This window comes from Halomonas sp. (assembly GCF_052095695.1).
Lineage (GTDB): Bacteria > Pseudomonadota > Gammaproteobacteria > Pseudomonadales > Halomonadaceae > Vreelandella.
In genome coordinates this window covers 43,629-59,824 of the sequence record NZ_JBQDLQ010000001.1, presented here as the reverse complement: position 1 = coordinate 59,824, position 16,196 = coordinate 43,629, and the positions used below count along the sequence as shown (strand labels likewise).

Sequence of the window (16,196 nt, the reverse complement as noted above, 5' to 3'; positions counted from 1 at the left end):
CATTTTTGTAGAAGAAGGTAGGGTTGTCCATAGAGCAACTTAACGCTGAAGGCAGCGATAGTATCAAGTGTTTAAAATTGTTAATCGAATATTTTCTTTCCTAGCACTACGCTGAATTAGGTGGGCCATTGAAAACTATTTTGAAGGTGGCCATACGCTATGTGACAACGCTAGCGGGCTTATCGTGCAAGACCTAGTTCGTTCGTAAACCTAGTTCGTTCGTAGACCTAGCTAATTCGCAGCCTAGCGATAAAACATAGCATTCAATGGAATGAGCATGGGCTCGGGTTGTTTGAGCTCGCAACGAAAAGGAATGGCTATGCTGGCGCCTGACTATGCCACTGCCTTTTGGGTGACCAACCCCCAGCAAGGCGAGATGCGGCGTGAAATACTCAAGCCCCCAGGGCAAGGTGAAGTGCATGTACACACCTTGTACAGCGGGGTTAGTCGGGGTACCGAATCGTTGGTATTCAATGGCCGCGTACCGGCGAGCGAGTTTGCTCGCATGCAGGCTCCTTTTCAAAAAGGAGAGTTTCCTGGACCGGTTAAATACGGCTACTGCAGCGTTGGGCGTGTCGAACATGGCCCTGATGAGCTGCTGAATAAATCCGTTTTTTGTCTGTTTCCCCATCAAGATCACTATGTGGTGCCTGCCTCGGCGGTCGTTGCCATTCCTGCTAATGTGCCTGCTCAACGTGCGGTGCTGACTGCCAACATGGAAACGGCGATTAACGGTGTGTGGGACGCAGAGCCTATGCTGGGTGAGCAGGTGTGCGTCATCGGCGCGGGGGTAGTAGGCGCTTTAGTGGCGTATTTGTGCATCCAAATTCCCGGGGTGAACGTACACCTAATTGATATTAACCCTGAGCGGGAGGCCGTTGCCGCCCACCTAGGGGTGGCGTTTAGTACTCCCGACCAGGCCCCTCATAACCAAGACTGCGTTATTCACGCCAGCGGGCATCCTGACGGGCTGCGTCAGGGGCTTAGCCTATTGGGTAACGAGGGACGGCTCATTGAGATGAGCTGGTTCGGCGAAAATGACGTGATATTGCCTCTAGGCGGCGCCTTTCATTCCCAGCGCTTGACGCTTCGCGCCAGCCAGGTCGGCCAACTGCCCACGAAACTGCTTTCCCGCTGGGACTATCGCCGCCGCTTAACGTTAGCGCTAAGTTTGTTGGCCGATGAGCGGCTGGACATTTTAGTGAGTGGTGAAAGCGACTTTCACGATTTTCCCGCGCTTGCACCGGATCTATTGGGCCCAGGAAGCACCGCGCTGTGCCATCGTTTACGTTATTCGTAACTATTTTCTGATGACAAGGAGTCTCTATGTACCGCTTATGCGTCCGTGACCATTTTATGATTGCGCATAGCTTTAAAGGCGAGATTTTTGGCCCTGCCCAACGTACGCATGGCGCGACCTATGTCGTAGATGTGGTTTTTCAGCGCCCTGAGCTGGATGAAGATGGCCTAGTGATCGATATCGGCCTGGCGAGTAAAACGGTGAAGGAAGTTCTTGCGGGTTACAACTTTCGCAATTTGGACGAAGCAGCCGAGTTCTCAGGCAAAAATACCACCACAGAATTTATGGCCAAGGCGATTTTTGACAAACTCGCCGGCGCGATTGGCGAGGGTAAAATGGGCCAAACGGCCCGTGGTATTACGCATATGGAAATCAAGCTCCACGAGTCTCATGTGGCCTGGGCAAGCTTCGAAGGCGCGCTATGAGCCAGCATTTCACGTTAATCGTTGCTGGCGACCCTGCTCAACGCACCGGTGGCTATCTTTACGATGCGCACATCGTCGCAGCCTTGCGTGAGCAGGGCTGGGAGATCAACGTGACCGGCCTTTCTGGTGCGTTTCCTGATCCCGATAACGAAGCAACACAGCAGCTCACCCAAGCCCTTGAGTCGTTGCCACAAGGGGCGTCGGTGGTGATTGATGGGCTGGCCATGGGAGCATTGCCAGAGGTGATTGCCCTGCACGGACAGCGCTTGGATATTACCTCGCTGCTGCATCATCCGTTAGGTGATGAGCTGGGCCTGAGCGCAGCGGACCAGCAGCGCTTTCATCGTAGTGAGCTTGCGGCTCTTGCAGGCGTGGCGCGCATCATCGTCACTAGCCATTTTACCGCTCGGCGTGTGCTGGAACTGGCAACGAACTACGCCATGCCGCTGAATGCCGATATTTCAGTCATTGAGCCAGGTGTCGCTCAAGCGCCGGTAAGCCCCGCCGACGAGCCAGGCGAGCCGCTGAGGCTGCTGTGTGTGGCGACGTTAACGCCCCGCAAAGGGCAGGACATTTTAGTTCAGGCGTTAGCAGGCGTAGTGGGGGATAACTGGCAGTGCGACTGCTATGGCGGTGCGCGTGATGCTGCGTTTACCCAGCGCGTTCAGCAGCTTATCGAACAACATCAGCTTGCCGGTCAAGTTATCTTGCACGGTGAGTGCGATGATAAAACCCTTGTAGCAGCATATCAACGTGCCCACGCCCTTGTGTTGCCGTCTTGGTATGAAGGGTACGGCATGGTGATTACTGAGGCGCTGGCCCACGGTCTGCCTGTGATTACCACTACCGGCGGTGCGCTGTGCGATACGCTGCCGCCGGGGGCGGGTTTGAGCGTTCCGCCGGGTGATAGCGAGGCGCTACAAGATGCCCTTAGTCGGTTTTGCGGTGACCCCGATTTACGCCATCAGCTGCGTCAAGGCGCGGCGCAAGCACGCCATTGCCTTAATGACTGGCAGGCGGCAGGCGCTGACTTTGCTGCTGCGTTAACCACGCCGAGGGCTCAGCTTGGCTTTAGTGCCGGCAGCCAGTTTTCAGCAGACTGGTTGACGCTGCGCGAAGAGGCTGACATTGACTCGCGCAGCCAATCGCTGGCCATGCAGGCGTCTGAGTGGCTGAGTGCGCGTGCAGCATCACCCCGAATAGCGGATCTTGGCTGCGGCCGAGGTAGCAATATGCGCTTTCTTGCCCCGCATCTGGGCAGCTACCAGCGCTGGAAATTAATCGATCATGACGCTGGGCTGTTGGAGCAGGCCCAGCAGCGAGTGGTTGAATTTAGCGATTGCCAGGGGCTGCCCGTAGCGGTTGAAACACACTGCGTATCGCTTGAGCCGCTGAGCGATGTGCCGCTGAACGACTCACACCTCGTGACCGCGTCAGCGCTGCTTGATTTGGTTTCACAGCAGTGGATTGAGGAACTGGTTGCTCGCTGTGCTCATCAGCATCAGGCCCTATTGATTGCTTTAAGCGTGACCGGCGAGTGGCACTTTACGGATGCCCACGGGGCCCCGTTATTAGACGATGAAGATCACTGGATGCTGGCGGTGTTTATGGCTCACCAACAGCGTGATAAAGGGCTAGGTGCTGCGCTGGGTGGCCAGGCTTATGACGCGTTAGTTGCCGCCTTAGAAAAGGCGCAGTACCGCATTGAGCAAGCTGAAACGCCTTGGCATCTAAGCGCTGGCAATCGCGAGCAGCTGCCGTTGATGTCAGCGCTGCTGGAAGGCTGGGCGCTGGCTATAACAGAACAGGTACCTGAATCATCGGCACGTATTGCGGCCTGGTTGCAGCATCGTCAGCAGGCAGTTGCTGGCGGTGAATTAGGTATCTGGGTGGGGCATCGGGATGTGTTCGCCATGCCCCAGGAAGAGGCGTAAACCAATGGCCCAGGCGCCGAGAGCCCGCACGCGACTACACGTGATGCTAGGCAGCCCATGGCTTCACCGTGGCGTTATAAGCGCCGCCCTGCTGGGGGCCGTCGCACTGTGGGTTGATCCTAGAGCGATTGTTGATGAGGTGCAGCGTTTCTCTATCGGCTGGGTAGTTCTTGCCTTGGTTATCAGTACACTACAGATCATGCTCAGCGCTTGGCGTTGGCAGTTCACAGCCGGGCTAATTAACGTACCGCTGAGATTTGGCTATGCGCTGCGCGAGTATTATCTCGCGCTGTTAGTCAATCAGCTGTTGCCGGGAGGAGTGCTGGGCGATGCAGGCCGCGCTCACCGTCATGCCCGCCAAGCGCAGTCCCGGGGTCAGGCCTGGCGAGCGGTGATTATTGAACGTGCGTCGGGCCAGCTAGCGTTAGTGCTATTAACGCTAACGACGCTGCTGTTTTCGCCGCTTTGGCATGCCGCCCTGGGCATGCCCGTGATCAAGGTGGTTGGCCTTAGCATAGTGATAGGGCTAGCGTTAGCGATCGTCGGGGGGCTGCTGCTGCGCCATCGCCTTAACGCCTGGTCTCGGCGGCTACCAGACTGGAGCCAAGCCTTATCACGCGATATTAAGCGTGGCTTATTGCAACGCGGCGTGTGGTCTCGGCAACTGCTCTCGTCGCTGATGATTGTCTTGAGCTATGGCTTAGTGATGGTCTGCGCAGCCCGTGCGATTGGCGTTGAGCTACCCGTACTGCAGCTGCTCGCGCTCACGCCGGTATTGCTCTTAATGATGGTGATCCCTTTTTCGGTCGCGGGCTGGGGGCTGCGTGAAGGTGCCGCGGCCGGTGTTTGGGCGCTGGTAGGGTTGCCGGCAGCCCAGGGCGTGGCGGTATCGCTGGCTTACGGTGTGTTAGCGCTGCTGGCCAGCTTGCCGGGTATCTGGGTTGCGCTGAGCCGCCGTGAAAAGGTGTCGCCCTCAGGGAGCAGCCTTCCGAAGCAGCATATCGAACAAGGTGTCCTCACCGCAGCGGAAGGTTCGCGTGGGCGGACGCAGCGCTTTATCAAGCGTGTCGATGGGCGTCATTTTCAGTCCCGGCCTGCCGGAGCCAATCAGCAGCGGGGCGATGAGCAGATGCAAGCGGTCAACGGCATGCGCTTCGATGAACTGAGAAACTGTAATGCCGCCACCTTCCACCAGCACGCGATGCAAGCCTCTCTCGGCCAGCAGTGCAATGACATCTTGAGGGTTGAACTGGCTGCTAGCGTTCAGCGGCAGCGCGCAGCGCTCAACGTGGGAATGAGGCGTCGTCGCCGGCACTTCCGGCCCCACAATATGCAGCGTCGGTGCGGTATCGGTTTGCATCATGGCAAGGCTGCTGAGTACCCGCCCGCGAGGGTCCAGCACAACGCGGGCAGGGTGCTCGCCGCTAACGTAGCGCACCGTCAGCTGCGGGTTGTCGGCACAGGCAGTGCCCGCGCCGATTACCACTGCGTCGACCATGGCGCGCAGCCGATGCAGATGCACCAAGCTTTCGTGGCCGTTGATGTAGTGCGAATGACCGCTTTCCGTTGCGATGCGGCCATCAAGGCTTTGGCCCAACTGAGCGACAACCCATTGAGGCTGGCTGGCCAGCGGTGCCAGGCAGTCCAGCAACTCGCGGGCTTGCGCGCTAACGGCCAGAGACGTTCTCCACTCGCCGTTAGGCGTGAGCTCAATCATCACCGAGCAGGCGCGACGGTGGCGCAGCGCCAGCAGCCACTCCCAGGCATCAGCCGCCTCAATACGGCCATCTTGATGGATGGTTGGCGAGGTAACGCCCTTGTTGACGTTGGGGCCGGGCATGACGCCTCCGTATTAAAAAGTCCGCTTAATCATGCGGGCGCTGCTTGGTTAAGAGCAAGCACTTCGAGTCAGCACTTCGCAGCAAGTAGCGCACAGCGCAAGCTATAACAACTCCCACGCCAGGAGGCCAATATGTATCAGGTTGAACGCGCTATTTTCGATATCCGCCGTGGTTTGCCCGTGGTGATTAATGCCGACAACCAGCGTTTATTGGTGCAGGCGCTGGAAGGCAGCGAGTCGGTAGACGCCCTTGCGAAGCTGGCCGGTAGCCCGCCTTCACTAGTGCTTACTCGCCACCGCTTAGCGGCTATCGGTGTGACGATCACTGCTGAGGCGGCAAGCTTACCGCTAGCGGCGGATATTGGCGCTGGCGAACTGCATCGTTTAGCCACCTCAGAAGATCAGCCGCCAGCGGGCAGCGAGCGATTAAAGGGCTTAAAGCCAGCGGTGCTAGCGGAAGTAGGCGCAGTAACGCTCATGCGTCGCGCCCTGCTAATACCCGCGGCACTCTGCGCGTTTGTGAGTGAGAATGTCGCCGCGGATATTGAGCAGCAGCTTGCCGAAGGGCAGCTGTTAGCCGTTAATGCCGAGGATGCTCAGCAGTGCTTGGCCGGTGTGCCGGGCATGCTTAAGCGGGTGAGCGAAGCGCATATTCCGCTGGAAGAAGCGGCCGACAGCCGCTTCGTGCTCTTTCGTGAGCCGGACGGCCTGCGCGAGCATGTGGCCGTAGTCATTGGCAAGTCGGAAGAGTGGGAAGCTGCGGTGCCGCTGCGTATGCATTCGGCCTGCTTAACGGGAGACCTCTTCGCCAGCCTGCGCTGTGACTGCGGCGAACAGCTGCGCAATGCTGTAAAGGATATTCAGGCCATGGGGGGCGGTGTGCTGCTCTATTTGGCCCAAGAAGGGCGTGGCATTGGTTTGGCTAACAAGCTGCGTGCCTATACGTTGCAAGACGGCGGGCTGGATACGGTAGATGCTGACCAAGTGCTGGGGTTCGGCGATGATGAGCGCCAGTATAGCGTCGCGGTGGACATGCTTAGCGCCCTTAAAATCGATCAGGTACAACTGCTGACCAATAATCCGCTGAAAATGGATGCCTTGCACCAAGGCGGCATCGAAGTGGTGTCGCGCCAAGCGCTCTACGGCAGCGTTACCGACCACAATCAGCGCTACCTAAACGCTAAGGCAACCCGTGGCGGGCATCTCTTGGACGACGTATTAAGCAGCCAGCGCTAACCGCAACCGTCGCTAATCAGAGCGTTAGTTTTGCCCTGCTAGCGGCGGCAGTCGGGCAGTTTCTGCTACTACCATGGCAAGCTGGCTTGCGTAGTGGCGTACTAACTGCTCGCCTAATTCAGCACTAGCGTGAGAGGCATCACCTGCCACGCCCTGAGTGCTTAAATCTTCTGCTAGCCATGCAAACGCCGCGGCGCCCTCTGCACTGACTAATGCGTTGCCCTGTGGTGCCGTGGTAGGGGCAGCTTGATAGTGATCAAGCTGCACAAGCGTTGGTGCTAAGTGCCGCATCATCGCGGTTTCCAGCAGCCCGCCGTGTAATCCATAGCGTAGTTCTTCAGCATCCATGCCGCCTTCAAGAGGAGGTAGCCGCGTATAGGTCGCTTTTACCACACGCATGGCATACCGACGCCGCAGCGTTAGCCCTGCGATGTCCATCACCGCTTTGTTACCGCCATGGCTGTTTAGCAGTACCAGGCGGCGAATGCCCGTCTGGGCTAGGCTATCGCCATAGGCCTCCAGAGTGGCAATAGCAAGCGGCGCGGGCAAGCTCAGCGTGCCGGGAAAGCTTGCGTGTTCATCGCTGGCGCCCACGGAAATGGGCGGTAGGCAAATGACATTAAGCGATTCATCCAGCTGTTCCAACATGGCCGCCTGAAGGCCCAAACCAATCGTGAGATCAGTGGCTAAAGGCAGGTGAGTGCCATGCTGCTCTATGGCGCCGAGTACCAGTACCGCCACCGGGTCGCGCTGAGCGATATCGGCGAGTTGTGAAGAGGTAAGTGCTTGCCAGTGGTAAATCATAGCGTGAACGACCTATAGCGGATGATGAGCCAGATAAGGGATAGCGTTGTGTTGCTTGGGTCAGGCATCCGGATACCACACGTAATTCCAGGTTTCGCTAACCGGTTCGCCATTTAAGGTCAGTCTGAGGCTAACATCGCTAAGCTGATCGCTGGCGGGGAGTCTGAAACTAGCGCGCCAGCCCTTACTAGGTAGGGCGGTGACTTGAGGCAACAGCACCTCACCGTCTTGGATACTGATATCTAGCTCAACCGGTTGGTTGGCCGTTAGCTCATCTAGCGTGCCACCCTGAAAGTCGACAATAAATTGGCGCTGCCCTGATGAGGCTGAATCTTCCTGCTCGATAATGCCGACACGGCCATGGCGGGTGCGAATGACTTGCCCAAGCATTGCGTCTTCAGGCTGAGCATTGAGGGTGTAGGTACGGTAGTGAAGGCGGCGAGACTCACCGGCCTTCAGCGCGTCATCGGCGACCCAGAAGGCAACAATATTGTCGTGGGTTTCATCGGCGGTGGGGATCTCAACCAGCTCAACGTGGCCAGGGCCCCAGTCGTTTAAGGGGTCCACCCACTGGCTGGGACGACGATGATACTGGGCTTCCGTATCTAAGTAGCGGTTAAAGTCGCGCTCGCGCTGCATGAGGCCAAACCCCTGTGGCGATGCGTCAATAAACACCGAGGTGTGAAGATCATCAGGGTTGTTCAGCGGGCGCCAGATCCACTCATCGCTACCGGTATGCATCAGTAGCCCATCCGAGTCATGTACCTGCGGGCGAAAATCGTCCGGGCGCTCGCGGCTCGCTTCGCCGTAAGTAAACATGCTGGTGAGTGGGGCAACGCCTAGCTTGGCGATATCGTCTCGCGCAAACAGCTCGGCTTCTACTTCCACCTGCGTATCGTCACCGGGCCAGATAATAAAGCGATAGGCGCCGCTGACAGAAGGGCTATCCAACAGTGCCAATAGCTCAAGGTGATCGGCATCAGCGGCGGGCTTATAAAACCAAAATTCGCGGAACGCTGGAAACTCTTCACCGCCGGGGGAGGCCGTATCGATCGCCAGCCCACGCGTCGAAAGTCCATACACTTGGTCACGTCCTACGATGCGAAAATAGCTCGCGCCAAGGAAAACCGCTACTTCGTCTGCGTATTCTTCGTTATTGAGTGGATAATGCAGGCGGAATCCCGCATGACCGCTACCCGATAAATCCTGTTCCTTCAGTGCTTCAGCATTTCCTTCGTAGTTGTAATTCTCGGATGAAAACGGCAGCGAGACGACGCTGTCGTTCTCAATCTCAATACCATCGTTCTCAATAACATCGTTCTCAATAACATTGAGCGTAATGGGGGTTTGGAAAAGGAAACCGCTGTGAAATAGCTGTAAGTTAAACGGGCTTTCTTCTTTCCAGTAAGCATGCGCTGGATCAAAGCGAATTTGCCGATAGGTATCGTAACTAATATCACGCAGCGCATCAGGCAGCGTCTCTTCGGGGGCTTGATAAGTATTTTCAGCAAGCTTCTGCGCACGTTCAATCACTGCGTTAAAGTGCCGATCAACGTCGGCAAACGCAGTCGATGCGGTCGTACAGCCGAGTAGTACTATCAAGTTACCAGCACCCCATTTAACAGTCTTTCCTCTACCAACCGGCTCTCTACCAACACTGCGAACACTCATGGGCGAAATCCTTTCGACATAACATGATGATGTTGTTTTTCAGCGGCCTTATGCCTGTATATTACCTTTCAATAAGATAAGGCACCGATAATTCTTATCCTAAGGATCTTAAGCTAAAGCAGGCACACACGAGAATGCGATGCCCCGATTATTATCAACGGTACTGCTGCTCAATCTACTGCTCATCGCGCCACTGTGGTGGCGTTTTAGTGATATCAGCTCACATCTGATTGCCTGGGAAGCGTTGATCATCGCGCCTTTAATGCTGGTGCTTCCTCGCGGCAAGGCTCGCCTCATCGTGGCAGTGGGGCTGGTGAGCTGGGTGGTATTGGCAACCGCTACTAACCTGGGAACTGCCGCGACGCATATGGCTTTTGCCCGGCCACTCAACCTCTATCTCGATTTGCCTTTAATGAGTGCGGTTTATAACTTGCTGGAAGGTAATCTCGGGCAATTTTTGGCCGTGTGCACAATGCTGACCGGTGCCGGCTTACTGTTGGGTATTGTCGCGGGCTTGGCATGGTTGCTACTGCCACCAGCGTCTTACGTTACTAAGCGCATGCCCCAGGCGGTTGCATTAGCGCTGCTGGTGATGGCGACCAGCGGTGCCGCGCTTGAGCTTAACGGTATGCGATTAGTGGATAGCGCCCGCCTGCCTTTGGTCAACATCACGCGTTTTCAATGGCAGCAAGTAATCGATACCCATGCTGCTCGCGGTGAATTTATCGCGCAGTTGGAAGATGCGCCTATGCAGGCCCAGGCCCTGCCAGGGCTTGAGGGACATAATGTGCTGCTGACTTTCATTGAGTCATACGGCATCTCGGCGCTAGATGATCCCCGCTATGCCGGCGTGTTGCTGCTCACTCTTGCCGAGATGCAGCAGCGCTTAGAAGAGCGAGATCTTCACGTCGTGTCAGGTATGTTAGAAGCCCCGATTCGCGGAGGGCAGTCGTGGCTGGCGCACGCGACCACGCTCAGCGGCCGGTGGATCGACAACCAGCTATGGTATCGGCTGATGTTAGGCAGCGGCCATTCCACGCTGATTGATGATTTTCGTGCCACCGGGCAGCGTACGCTCGCCGTTATGCCCGCTATTACCATGGCGTGGCCGGAAGGCAAGATTTACGGTTTCGATGAAATAGTCGCTGCTAAAGATATCGCCTACGCCGGCCCTGCCCTTAACTGGGTGACGATGCCCGATCAGTTCACCCTCGATTACACTCAGAAACACCTGTTAGGCGACTCGCCGGTGTTTGCTCAGCAGGCGTTAATTTCTAGCCATGCGCCCTGGACACCGATACTGCCGATCATTGAAGACTGGTCGTTAATCGAGGATGGCCGCATTTTTGCACCGTGGGAAAATGCCGGTGACCCGCCAGAAGTGCTGTGGCAAGACATTGAACGTATTCGCGATCACTATGCCTGGTCGGTGGACTACGCTGTAAAAGTCACCGGACGCTGGGCGGAGCGGGTGGTGGGCGACAACACGCTGATGATCGTTCTTGGTGATCATCAGGCCGCACCGTTAATTACCGGTGATAATGCTAGCGCGGCGGTGCCGGTGCATATCATCAGTGCAGATCCCGCGCTTCTGACGCCGTTTATCGCCCGCGGATTTGTGCCCGGCACGCTGCCTGTGCTCGAACAGGCTGAGAATGCGCCTAGAATGAGCGAGCTGCGTCACTGGTTACAGGCCGATTTCGGTGAGCCTATTCGCTAAAAACGCGCGCTCTGATGCAAGGACGACCACAAGGACGGAACCATGATTCAGCCGGTAATTTTAAGCGGCGGTAGCGGTACTCGGCTTTGGCCGCTATCAAGAGAGCAAATGCCTAAACAGTTTTTGCGCTTAACGTCGCCGCAGAGCTTGTTGCAGCAGACGCTGAGGCGCTTAGTCGGGCTGACCGATAAAGCCCCGATGTTGATGGGGCATCAGAGCCATCGGTTCTTAATGGCCGAACAACTGCGCGAAATGGATCAAACGGCCACACTGGTGCTTGAGCCCGAAGGGCGTAATACCGCACCCGCGATTGCCTGTGCAGCATTGCTGGCGCGGCAAGCCGGCGATGATCCGCTACTCCTGGTGCTGCCGGCGGATCATGAGATAGGCGATGTTAGCGCGTTTCAGCACAGCGTTATGCTGGCCACGCCACTCGCCGAAGCAGGTTACCTGGTGACATTTGGCGTCGTGCCGACCCAACCTGAAACCGGCTATGGCTACATTGCCTGCGGTGAGCCTTTAGAGGGCGGGCATAATCTTGCCGCGTTTATCGAAAAGCCGGGCGCCGAGCGCGCCGCTGAGCTGGTAGCAAGCGGCGACTACCTGTGGAACAGCGGCATGTTTTTGCTACGTGCTTCCAGCTATTTAGAGCAGCTTGAGCGTTTGCAGCCGGCGATGCTTGCGGCCTGTGTGGCGGCGGTTAGCTTGGCTCATCGTGACTTGGATTTTCTACGCCTGGGCGAAGAGGCATTTTGCCGCTGCCCGGCGGACTCTATCGACTATGCGGTGATGGAACACTGCGAGCGCGCCGCGGTGGTGCCTCTGAGGGCGCAGTGGAGCGACATAGGTAGTTTTGATGCGCTGTGGGCAACGGTGGCGCCCGATGAGGCTGGCAACGCTGCCAAAGGCGATACCTGGCTAACCGATACCCAGGACTCGCTGGTAATTGCCGAACACCGCTTGGTGGCAACGCTGGGTGTGCAAAATCTGATTGTCGTGGAAACATCTGACAGCGTATTAATCGCTCACCGTGAGCAGGCGCAGCAGGTCAAACAGCTGGTGGCGGCACTCTCTCTGGCGGGGCGTCGCGAGCCTGAATGCGCGCCTCAGGTTCAGCGTCCTTGGGGAAGCTTTCAAGCGATGGATAGCGGCGAGCGTTATCAGGTGAAGCACATTACCGTGAAACCTGGCGGGCGGCTTTCGCTTCAGCGTCACCACCACCGCGCTGAACACTGGGTGGTGGTGAGCGGCACGGCACGAGTAACGCTTGAAAAGCAGAGTTTCTTAGTCAGTGAAAATCAGTCGACCTATATTCCCATCGGAGCGCTTCACCGGCTGGAAAACACCGGCAAGATTCCTCTTGAGCTGATCGAAGTGCAGTCGGGAAGCTACCTGGGCGAAGACGATATCGAGCGCTTAGACGATGTTTATGCCCGTGACAATAACGAGTAATCTGCCGTAAGAGTGAGGAGTCGTTATCAATACGGCCGAAAGTCGCGAAAATTGGGCAACTGCTGCTGTTCTTGCACCACCTTGCGGTAGCGTTTGTACTCCCACTGATACTGCGCGGGGTCCAGGGCAATGGCGCTTTCTACGCAAGCGTTAACCCCTGTGGCAGACTCTACGTCATCGGTGCTATAAACGCGCTCGTCGGCATCTAGAAAGTGGATCTCAAAGCCTTTGCCGGGAACGCGCAGCGCCACGCCGGTGACGACTCTTGCCTGGGTGCGAGCCACTAGTTTCGGCAGCAGCGTGGCGGTGTAGGCATCGCGACCAAAAAAAGGCGCGAAAACACCGCTGCCCCAGTCGGGTTCTTGGTCGGGCAATATGCCAATAGCTTCGCTACGCTTAAGCGCCTTGAGCAGTGCCGCGACGCCGCGAGGATTTGTTGGTACCAGGCTTGCTCCCATACGCTCTCGGCCATGGCGAATGATGGGATCTAAGGCGGTAATTTTTGGGGGCTCGTACATGGCAGTAAAGGGGAAGTGGCTCGACAGCCAGAAGTTGAGCACTTCCCAGTTACCAAAGTGCGGAGCTAGCACGATCACTCCACGGCCTTGCGACCGGGCGCTATCGAGCTTGTCGCGCCCATAGGCCGCCAAAATGCCGGCTTCTACGTTATCCGGCTCCGCCATCCAGGCATGCCCTAGCTCTAACATGGTCGCCGTTGAGTGACGCAGGCTATGCCGAGCAAGTATCTTGCGTTCGGCAGCCGAAAAATGGGGGTAAACAATGCCCAAGTTGCGCTCTGTGATAAAGCGTTCACGCTTGCTAAAGCGGTAAACCTGCGGCCCTAGCGCTGAGGAAACCCGCCACAGGCGTGAGAGCGACCAGCCTGACAAATGACGCCAAAGCCCGCTAATGGCACTGGCTTTTGAGAAACGCCCATCGGATTCAGACCTGTGCTGAGTCATTGTTAGAGCAGCCAAGTGTCTACGTTGGAGGGGGCACGCTTCTCTTGCAGCCCTTTAAAGCCTTTAACGCAGCGGACAATCAGCCATACGCCGAGCGCAAGCAGCAATGGGAAGCCGATCAGTATTAAGGTCAGTAGCGAAAAGACGATGCCGTACACTAGCCCTATCCAGAAGGTGCGAATCTGGTAGCGATAGTGCTCTTCTAGCCAGGCAGGGCCTTTGCCTTTATACACGTAAGCGATGACTAGCCCGACAATCGACGTAAAGCCGAGAATAAAACTGGCCAGATAAAGCGCATAGATAACCATCGCCATCGTGGTGTCGGGCTGATGGCGCTGTTCTTCGCTGATTATTTCGCCTTCAAGCGGCGCATTGGCATTATCACGCATAGCGTTTCCTTTCGATCAATCTGTATAAGTGCATAGAGCTCGCTGCGCATTACCCAGCACAGCGGCTACTGTTCAAGGGCCGTATGATACCTTGCGATACCCGGCTTGGCATTAACGCGAGCCAGTGCTTAGCGTGAAGAAGGTCGGCAAACCTCCAGCAGGTTGCCGTCCGGGTCGCGCAGATAAATTGACTCAATCGGCCCATTGGCGCCTTGGCGAGCCACAGGTCCAAGCTCCACGTCAATCGCCAAGGCGTCCAGGTGCTGCTTAAATTCGTCCAGCGGCAGCTGGCAGCGCAGGCATAAATCCAGGCTGCCGGGAGTAGGCGTTGCGGAGACAGGGGCGATATCGGTGTCTGTTTGATGCAGGCGCAGCGCGATATCACCAAGCATTAGATCGACCCGCTGGGCATCGCGATAGCGTACGTCTAAGCCTAGCACGCGAGAGTAAAAATCCACCGCGCGCCCGATGTCCGTGACGGTAACAACAAGATGATCCAGACCTGTTAGCATGCCTCTTTCCTTAAACCATAACGATAAGCCAGAGAATACGATGATGCGCCGCTGTTCGCTATGCGCGGAAACGCACATAGCGCTTTACCACAGCGACCGGCGTCGTGACTATTACAGTGTGCCACGTGCGCGCTGGTATTTGTCCCCCCCAGAGCAGCATTTGAGCGCCGCGGCGGCAACAGCCGAATGCGATAAACATCAAAACTCGCCGCATGATACGGGATACCGACGCTTTTTAGGGCGTTTATTTACCCCGCCGGCACTATATTAACGACCCCGCGTACGTTAGTTTTTTAGTGAGGCGACCTTTCGCGGGTGGGCACAAAAGAATAATTTAGTAGTGGAATTTCCTGATCCTGACACGATTATTATTCATAAACCGCCAGCGCGAGTGAGAGAAGCATTCGAAAAGCATTGACTTTGCACCATCGAGGGCAATAATTGCGCGCCGATATCCCAACCTGACTAGGTGTGCCAGGTGAGATGACGGTGTTTTTGAGCACATTTGGCAACGTGTTTCATGCGTGTTTTTGCACTCCTGTAGGCGAGGTGAGGTTTTCATGTCGCGGCAACTATTAGCCATGGCGCTGGCGCCCCTGTTAGGGCTATTCATTCTCGGGATTGGCAACGGTTTTCTTGCCACCTTAATTACCGTGCGTCTGGACGCCGCCGGTGAGTCGGCCACGGTGATCGGTATTGTGTCGTCGGCTTACTTTATCGGCTTAGCGCTGGGTGCGCTGGTGAATGACCGCCTGTTGCTGCGCATTGGCCACATCCGTGCCTACGGTAGTTTCGCCTCACTCGTTGCGGTTACGGTGCTGTTACAGGGCTTGTTTTTCGACCCATGGGCCTGGTTTGGCCTACGTCTGATTGGCGGCTGGGCGACGGTGGGCGTTTATCTGGTCATTGAAAGCTGGCTGCTGACCGCCGGGGATCAAAAGGTCCGCGGCCGCCTCTTGGCGCTATATATGATTTCGCTGTACGGGGCCGGGGTGTTGGGCCAACTGCTGCTAGGCGTGACTAACGCTATGGGCGTCACCGCGCCCTTTATGGTGATTGGCCTGCTGGCCTCGCTTTCCGTTCTGCCAATGGCCATGATTCCCCGCGTCTCGCCGATCATGGAACACGCTGAACCGCTGCCTCCCCATCGTTTGATTATGCTGACACCCACCGGGGTGATGGGGAGTTTGGGCTCGGGCATGGTAGTGGCGGCGGCCTATACGCTGCTACCGCTCTATTTGCAGCGTAACGGCATGAGCGTTAGCCAGGTAGGGCAGATGATGGCCGTGGTGATTATGGGCGCTATGCTGCTGCAGTACCCCATTGGCCGCTGGTCGGACCGCCACGACCGTCAGATGGTGTTGATTGGGATTAGCGGCTTCTGTGTATTGATCTCGGCGGCGATACTCTGGCTACCGCTCTCAACACCGCTGTTAGCAGGGCTGCTGTTCTTGCTCGGCGGCGGAGTGTTTGCCCTTTATCCTGTCGCGGTTAGCCACGCCGCTGACCGTGCACCCGCGGGCGCATTAGTGCGTATGAGCCAAGGCTTGCTGTTGATCAATTCTATTGGCGCCACGCTCAGTCCGCTAATGATTTCACCGGTCATGACAGCGATAGGCGACGCAGGGCTCTTCTGGGCTTTTGGTTCGCTCAGCCTGTTCCTCGTCATGTTCTTTTCCTGGCGGCGCCATGTTCGCCCAGCGCCGGTGCCCGTGGCTCCATTTACGCCAACAACGCCAATGACCGCAGCGGGTGCCGAGCTAGTGGTGACCGAGGAACTGATGCAAGGTGCGCTAGAGCACGAGCACCTGGAAGATTTGTCCGACGCGGTATGGGATGTTGACGCCGTTGAGCCAGTGGTAGGGCCGCCTGCCGAAGATGAAAGTCATATCACCTATTATGATGACGTGGAGCAGGTGGGCGTGCGCAAGTAGCGCAATCGCAATATAGC

The 16,196-nt window shown here is 56.8% G+C and carries 13 protein-coding genes and 1 pseudogene; 8 read left to right on the top strand and 6 right to left on the bottom strand.

What is annotated here, in order from left to right:
- The first annotated feature begins 319 nt into the window (after positions 1–319).
- The 4 genes and pseudogenes from ACTH5D_RS00285 to ACTH5D_RS00270 all read left to right on the top strand — a co-directional run.
- On the top strand, positions 320–1,300 hold the full coding sequence (locus tag ACTH5D_RS00285) for a zinc-dependent alcohol dehydrogenase (protein WP_441667670.1): 981 nt from the start codon (positions 320–322) through the stop codon (positions 1,298–1,300).
- Positions 1,301–1,326: 26 nt separating this feature from the next.
- Positions 1,327–1,725, top strand: coding sequence for a 6-pyruvoyl trahydropterin synthase family protein (locus ACTH5D_RS00280; protein ID WP_441667669.1), 399 nt, complete (start codon positions 1,327–1,329; stop codon positions 1,723–1,725).
- Positions 1,722–3,659, top strand: coding sequence for a glycosyltransferase (locus ACTH5D_RS00275; RefSeq protein WP_441667668.1), 1,938 nt, complete (start codon positions 1,722–1,724; stop codon positions 3,657–3,659). The genes ACTH5D_RS00280 and ACTH5D_RS00275 overlap by 4 nt, the downstream gene beginning before the upstream one ends.
- A pseudogene (locus ACTH5D_RS00270) lies at positions 3,628–4,530 on the top strand (lysylphosphatidylglycerol synthase transmembrane domain-containing protein); the annotation flags it as partial. The gene ACTH5D_RS00275 and the pseudogene ACTH5D_RS00270, both read left to right, overlap by 32 nt.
- Positions 4,531–4,632: 102 nt before the next feature.
- Here the strand turns inward: ACTH5D_RS00270 and ACTH5D_RS00265 are convergent.
- Positions 4,633–5,376, bottom strand: coding sequence for a RibD family protein (locus tag ACTH5D_RS00265; protein WP_441667710.1), 744 nt, complete (start codon positions 5,374–5,376; stop codon positions 4,633–4,635).
- A 255-nt stretch (positions 5,377–5,631) separates the two neighbouring features.
- Here ACTH5D_RS00265 and ribA point away from each other — a divergent pair, with 255 nt between their 5' ends.
- Positions 5,632–6,735, top strand: coding sequence for a GTP cyclohydrolase II RibA (ribA, locus tag ACTH5D_RS00260; protein ID WP_441667667.1), 1,104 nt, complete (start codon positions 5,632–5,634; stop codon positions 6,733–6,735).
- Between the two features lie 24 nt (positions 6,736–6,759).
- Here ribA and ACTH5D_RS00255 read toward each other — a convergent pair whose 3' ends face one another.
- A complete protein-coding gene (locus ACTH5D_RS00255; protein ID WP_441667666.1) occupies positions 6,760–7,539 on the bottom strand; it encodes a creatininase family protein in 780 nt (259 codons plus the stop codon).
- 60 nt (positions 7,540–7,599) lie between these two features.
- Positions 7,600–9,210 (bottom strand): glucan biosynthesis protein, encoded by a 1,611-nt coding sequence (locus ACTH5D_RS00250; protein WP_441667665.1) that lies wholly within the window; start codon positions 9,208–9,210, stop codon positions 7,600–7,602.
- Between the two features lie 139 nt (positions 9,211–9,349).
- On the opposite strand from ACTH5D_RS00250, the gene ACTH5D_RS00245 reads away from it, so the two are divergent.
- Together ACTH5D_RS00245 and ACTH5D_RS00240 are read left to right on the top strand one after the other, a co-directional pair.
- Positions 9,350–10,930 carry an alkaline phosphatase gene (locus ACTH5D_RS00245; RefSeq protein WP_441667664.1) on the top strand — a complete coding sequence of 527 codons (1,581 nt, stop codon included), beginning with the start codon at positions 9,350–9,352 and terminating at the stop codon, positions 10,928–10,930.
- Between the two features lie 42 nt (positions 10,931–10,972).
- Positions 10,973–12,382, top strand: coding sequence for a mannose-1-phosphate guanylyltransferase/mannose-6-phosphate isomerase (locus tag ACTH5D_RS00240; RefSeq protein ID WP_441667663.1), 1,410 nt, complete (start codon positions 10,973–10,975; stop codon positions 12,380–12,382).
- A gap of 26 nt (positions 12,383–12,408) precedes the next feature.
- Here ACTH5D_RS00240 and ACTH5D_RS00235 read toward each other — a convergent pair whose 3' ends face one another.
- The 3 genes from ACTH5D_RS00235 to ACTH5D_RS00225 all read right to left on the bottom strand — a co-directional run bounded on the left by ACTH5D_RS00235 (position 12,409) and on the right by ACTH5D_RS00225 (position 14,245).
- A complete protein-coding gene (locus tag ACTH5D_RS00235) occupies positions 12,409–13,344 on the bottom strand; it encodes a lysophospholipid acyltransferase family protein (RefSeq protein WP_441667662.1) in 936 nt (311 codons plus the stop codon).
- Between the two features lie 2 nt (positions 13,345–13,346).
- Positions 13,347–13,733 (bottom strand): DUF4870 family protein, encoded by a 387-nt coding sequence (locus tag ACTH5D_RS00230; protein ID WP_441667661.1) that lies wholly within the window; start codon positions 13,731–13,733, stop codon positions 13,347–13,349.
- A 128-nt stretch (positions 13,734–13,861) separates the two neighbouring features.
- On the bottom strand, positions 13,862–14,245 hold the full coding sequence (locus ACTH5D_RS00225; RefSeq protein WP_441667660.1) for a VOC family protein: 384 nt from the start codon (positions 14,243–14,245) through the stop codon (positions 13,862–13,864).
- Positions 14,246–14,805: 560 nt separating this feature from the next.
- On the opposite strand from ACTH5D_RS00225, the gene ACTH5D_RS00220 reads away from it, so the two are divergent.
- Positions 14,806–16,179 (top strand): MFS transporter, encoded by a 1,374-nt coding sequence (locus ACTH5D_RS00220; protein WP_441667659.1) that lies wholly within the window; start codon positions 14,806–14,808, stop codon positions 16,177–16,179.
- Positions 16,180–16,196: the final 17 nt, after the last annotated feature.

Excerpts from the sequence above, each read along its gene's own strand:
- ACTH5D_RS00275 (WP_441667668.1), top strand. The coding sequence starts at position 1,722 with ATGAGCCAGCATTTCACGTTAATCGTTGCTGGCGACCCTGCTCAACGC.
- ACTH5D_RS00225 (WP_441667660.1), bottom strand. The coding sequence starts at position 14,245 with ATGCTAACAGGTCTGGATCATCTTGTTGTTACCGTCACGGACATCGGG.
- ACTH5D_RS00255 (WP_441667666.1), bottom strand. The coding sequence starts at position 7,539 with ATGATTTACCACTGGCAAGCACTTACCTCTTCACAACTCGCCGATATC.
- ACTH5D_RS00280 (WP_441667669.1), top strand. The coding sequence starts at position 1,327 with ATGTACCGCTTATGCGTCCGTGACCATTTTATGATTGCGCATAGCTTT.
- ACTH5D_RS00220 (WP_441667659.1), top strand. The coding sequence starts at position 14,806 with ATGTCGCGGCAACTATTAGCCATGGCGCTGGCGCCCCTGTTAGGGCTA.
- ACTH5D_RS00285 (WP_441667670.1), top strand. The coding sequence starts at position 320 with ATGCTGGCGCCTGACTATGCCACTGCCTTTTGGGTGACCAACCCCCAG.
- ACTH5D_RS00250 (WP_441667665.1), bottom strand. The coding sequence starts at position 9,210 with ATGAGTGTTCGCAGTGTTGGTAGAGAGCCGGTTGGTAGAGGAAAGACT.
- ACTH5D_RS00240 (WP_441667663.1), top strand. The coding sequence starts at position 10,973 with ATGATTCAGCCGGTAATTTTAAGCGGCGGTAGCGGTACTCGGCTTTGG.
- ACTH5D_RS00245 (WP_441667664.1), top strand. The coding sequence starts at position 9,350 with ATGCCCCGATTATTATCAACGGTACTGCTGCTCAATCTACTGCTCATC.
- ACTH5D_RS00235 (WP_441667662.1), bottom strand. The coding sequence starts at position 13,344 with ATGACTCAGCACAGGTCTGAATCCGATGGGCGTTTCTCAAAAGCCAGT.
- ACTH5D_RS00230 (WP_441667661.1), bottom strand. The coding sequence starts at position 13,733 with ATGCGTGATAATGCCAATGCGCCGCTTGAAGGCGAAATAATCAGCGAA.
- ribA (WP_441667667.1), top strand. The coding sequence starts at position 5,632 with ATGTATCAGGTTGAACGCGCTATTTTCGATATCCGCCGTGGTTTGCCC.
- ACTH5D_RS00265 (WP_441667710.1), bottom strand. The coding sequence starts at position 5,376 with ATGATTGAGCTCACGCCTAACGGCGAGTGGAGAACGTCTCTGGCCGTT.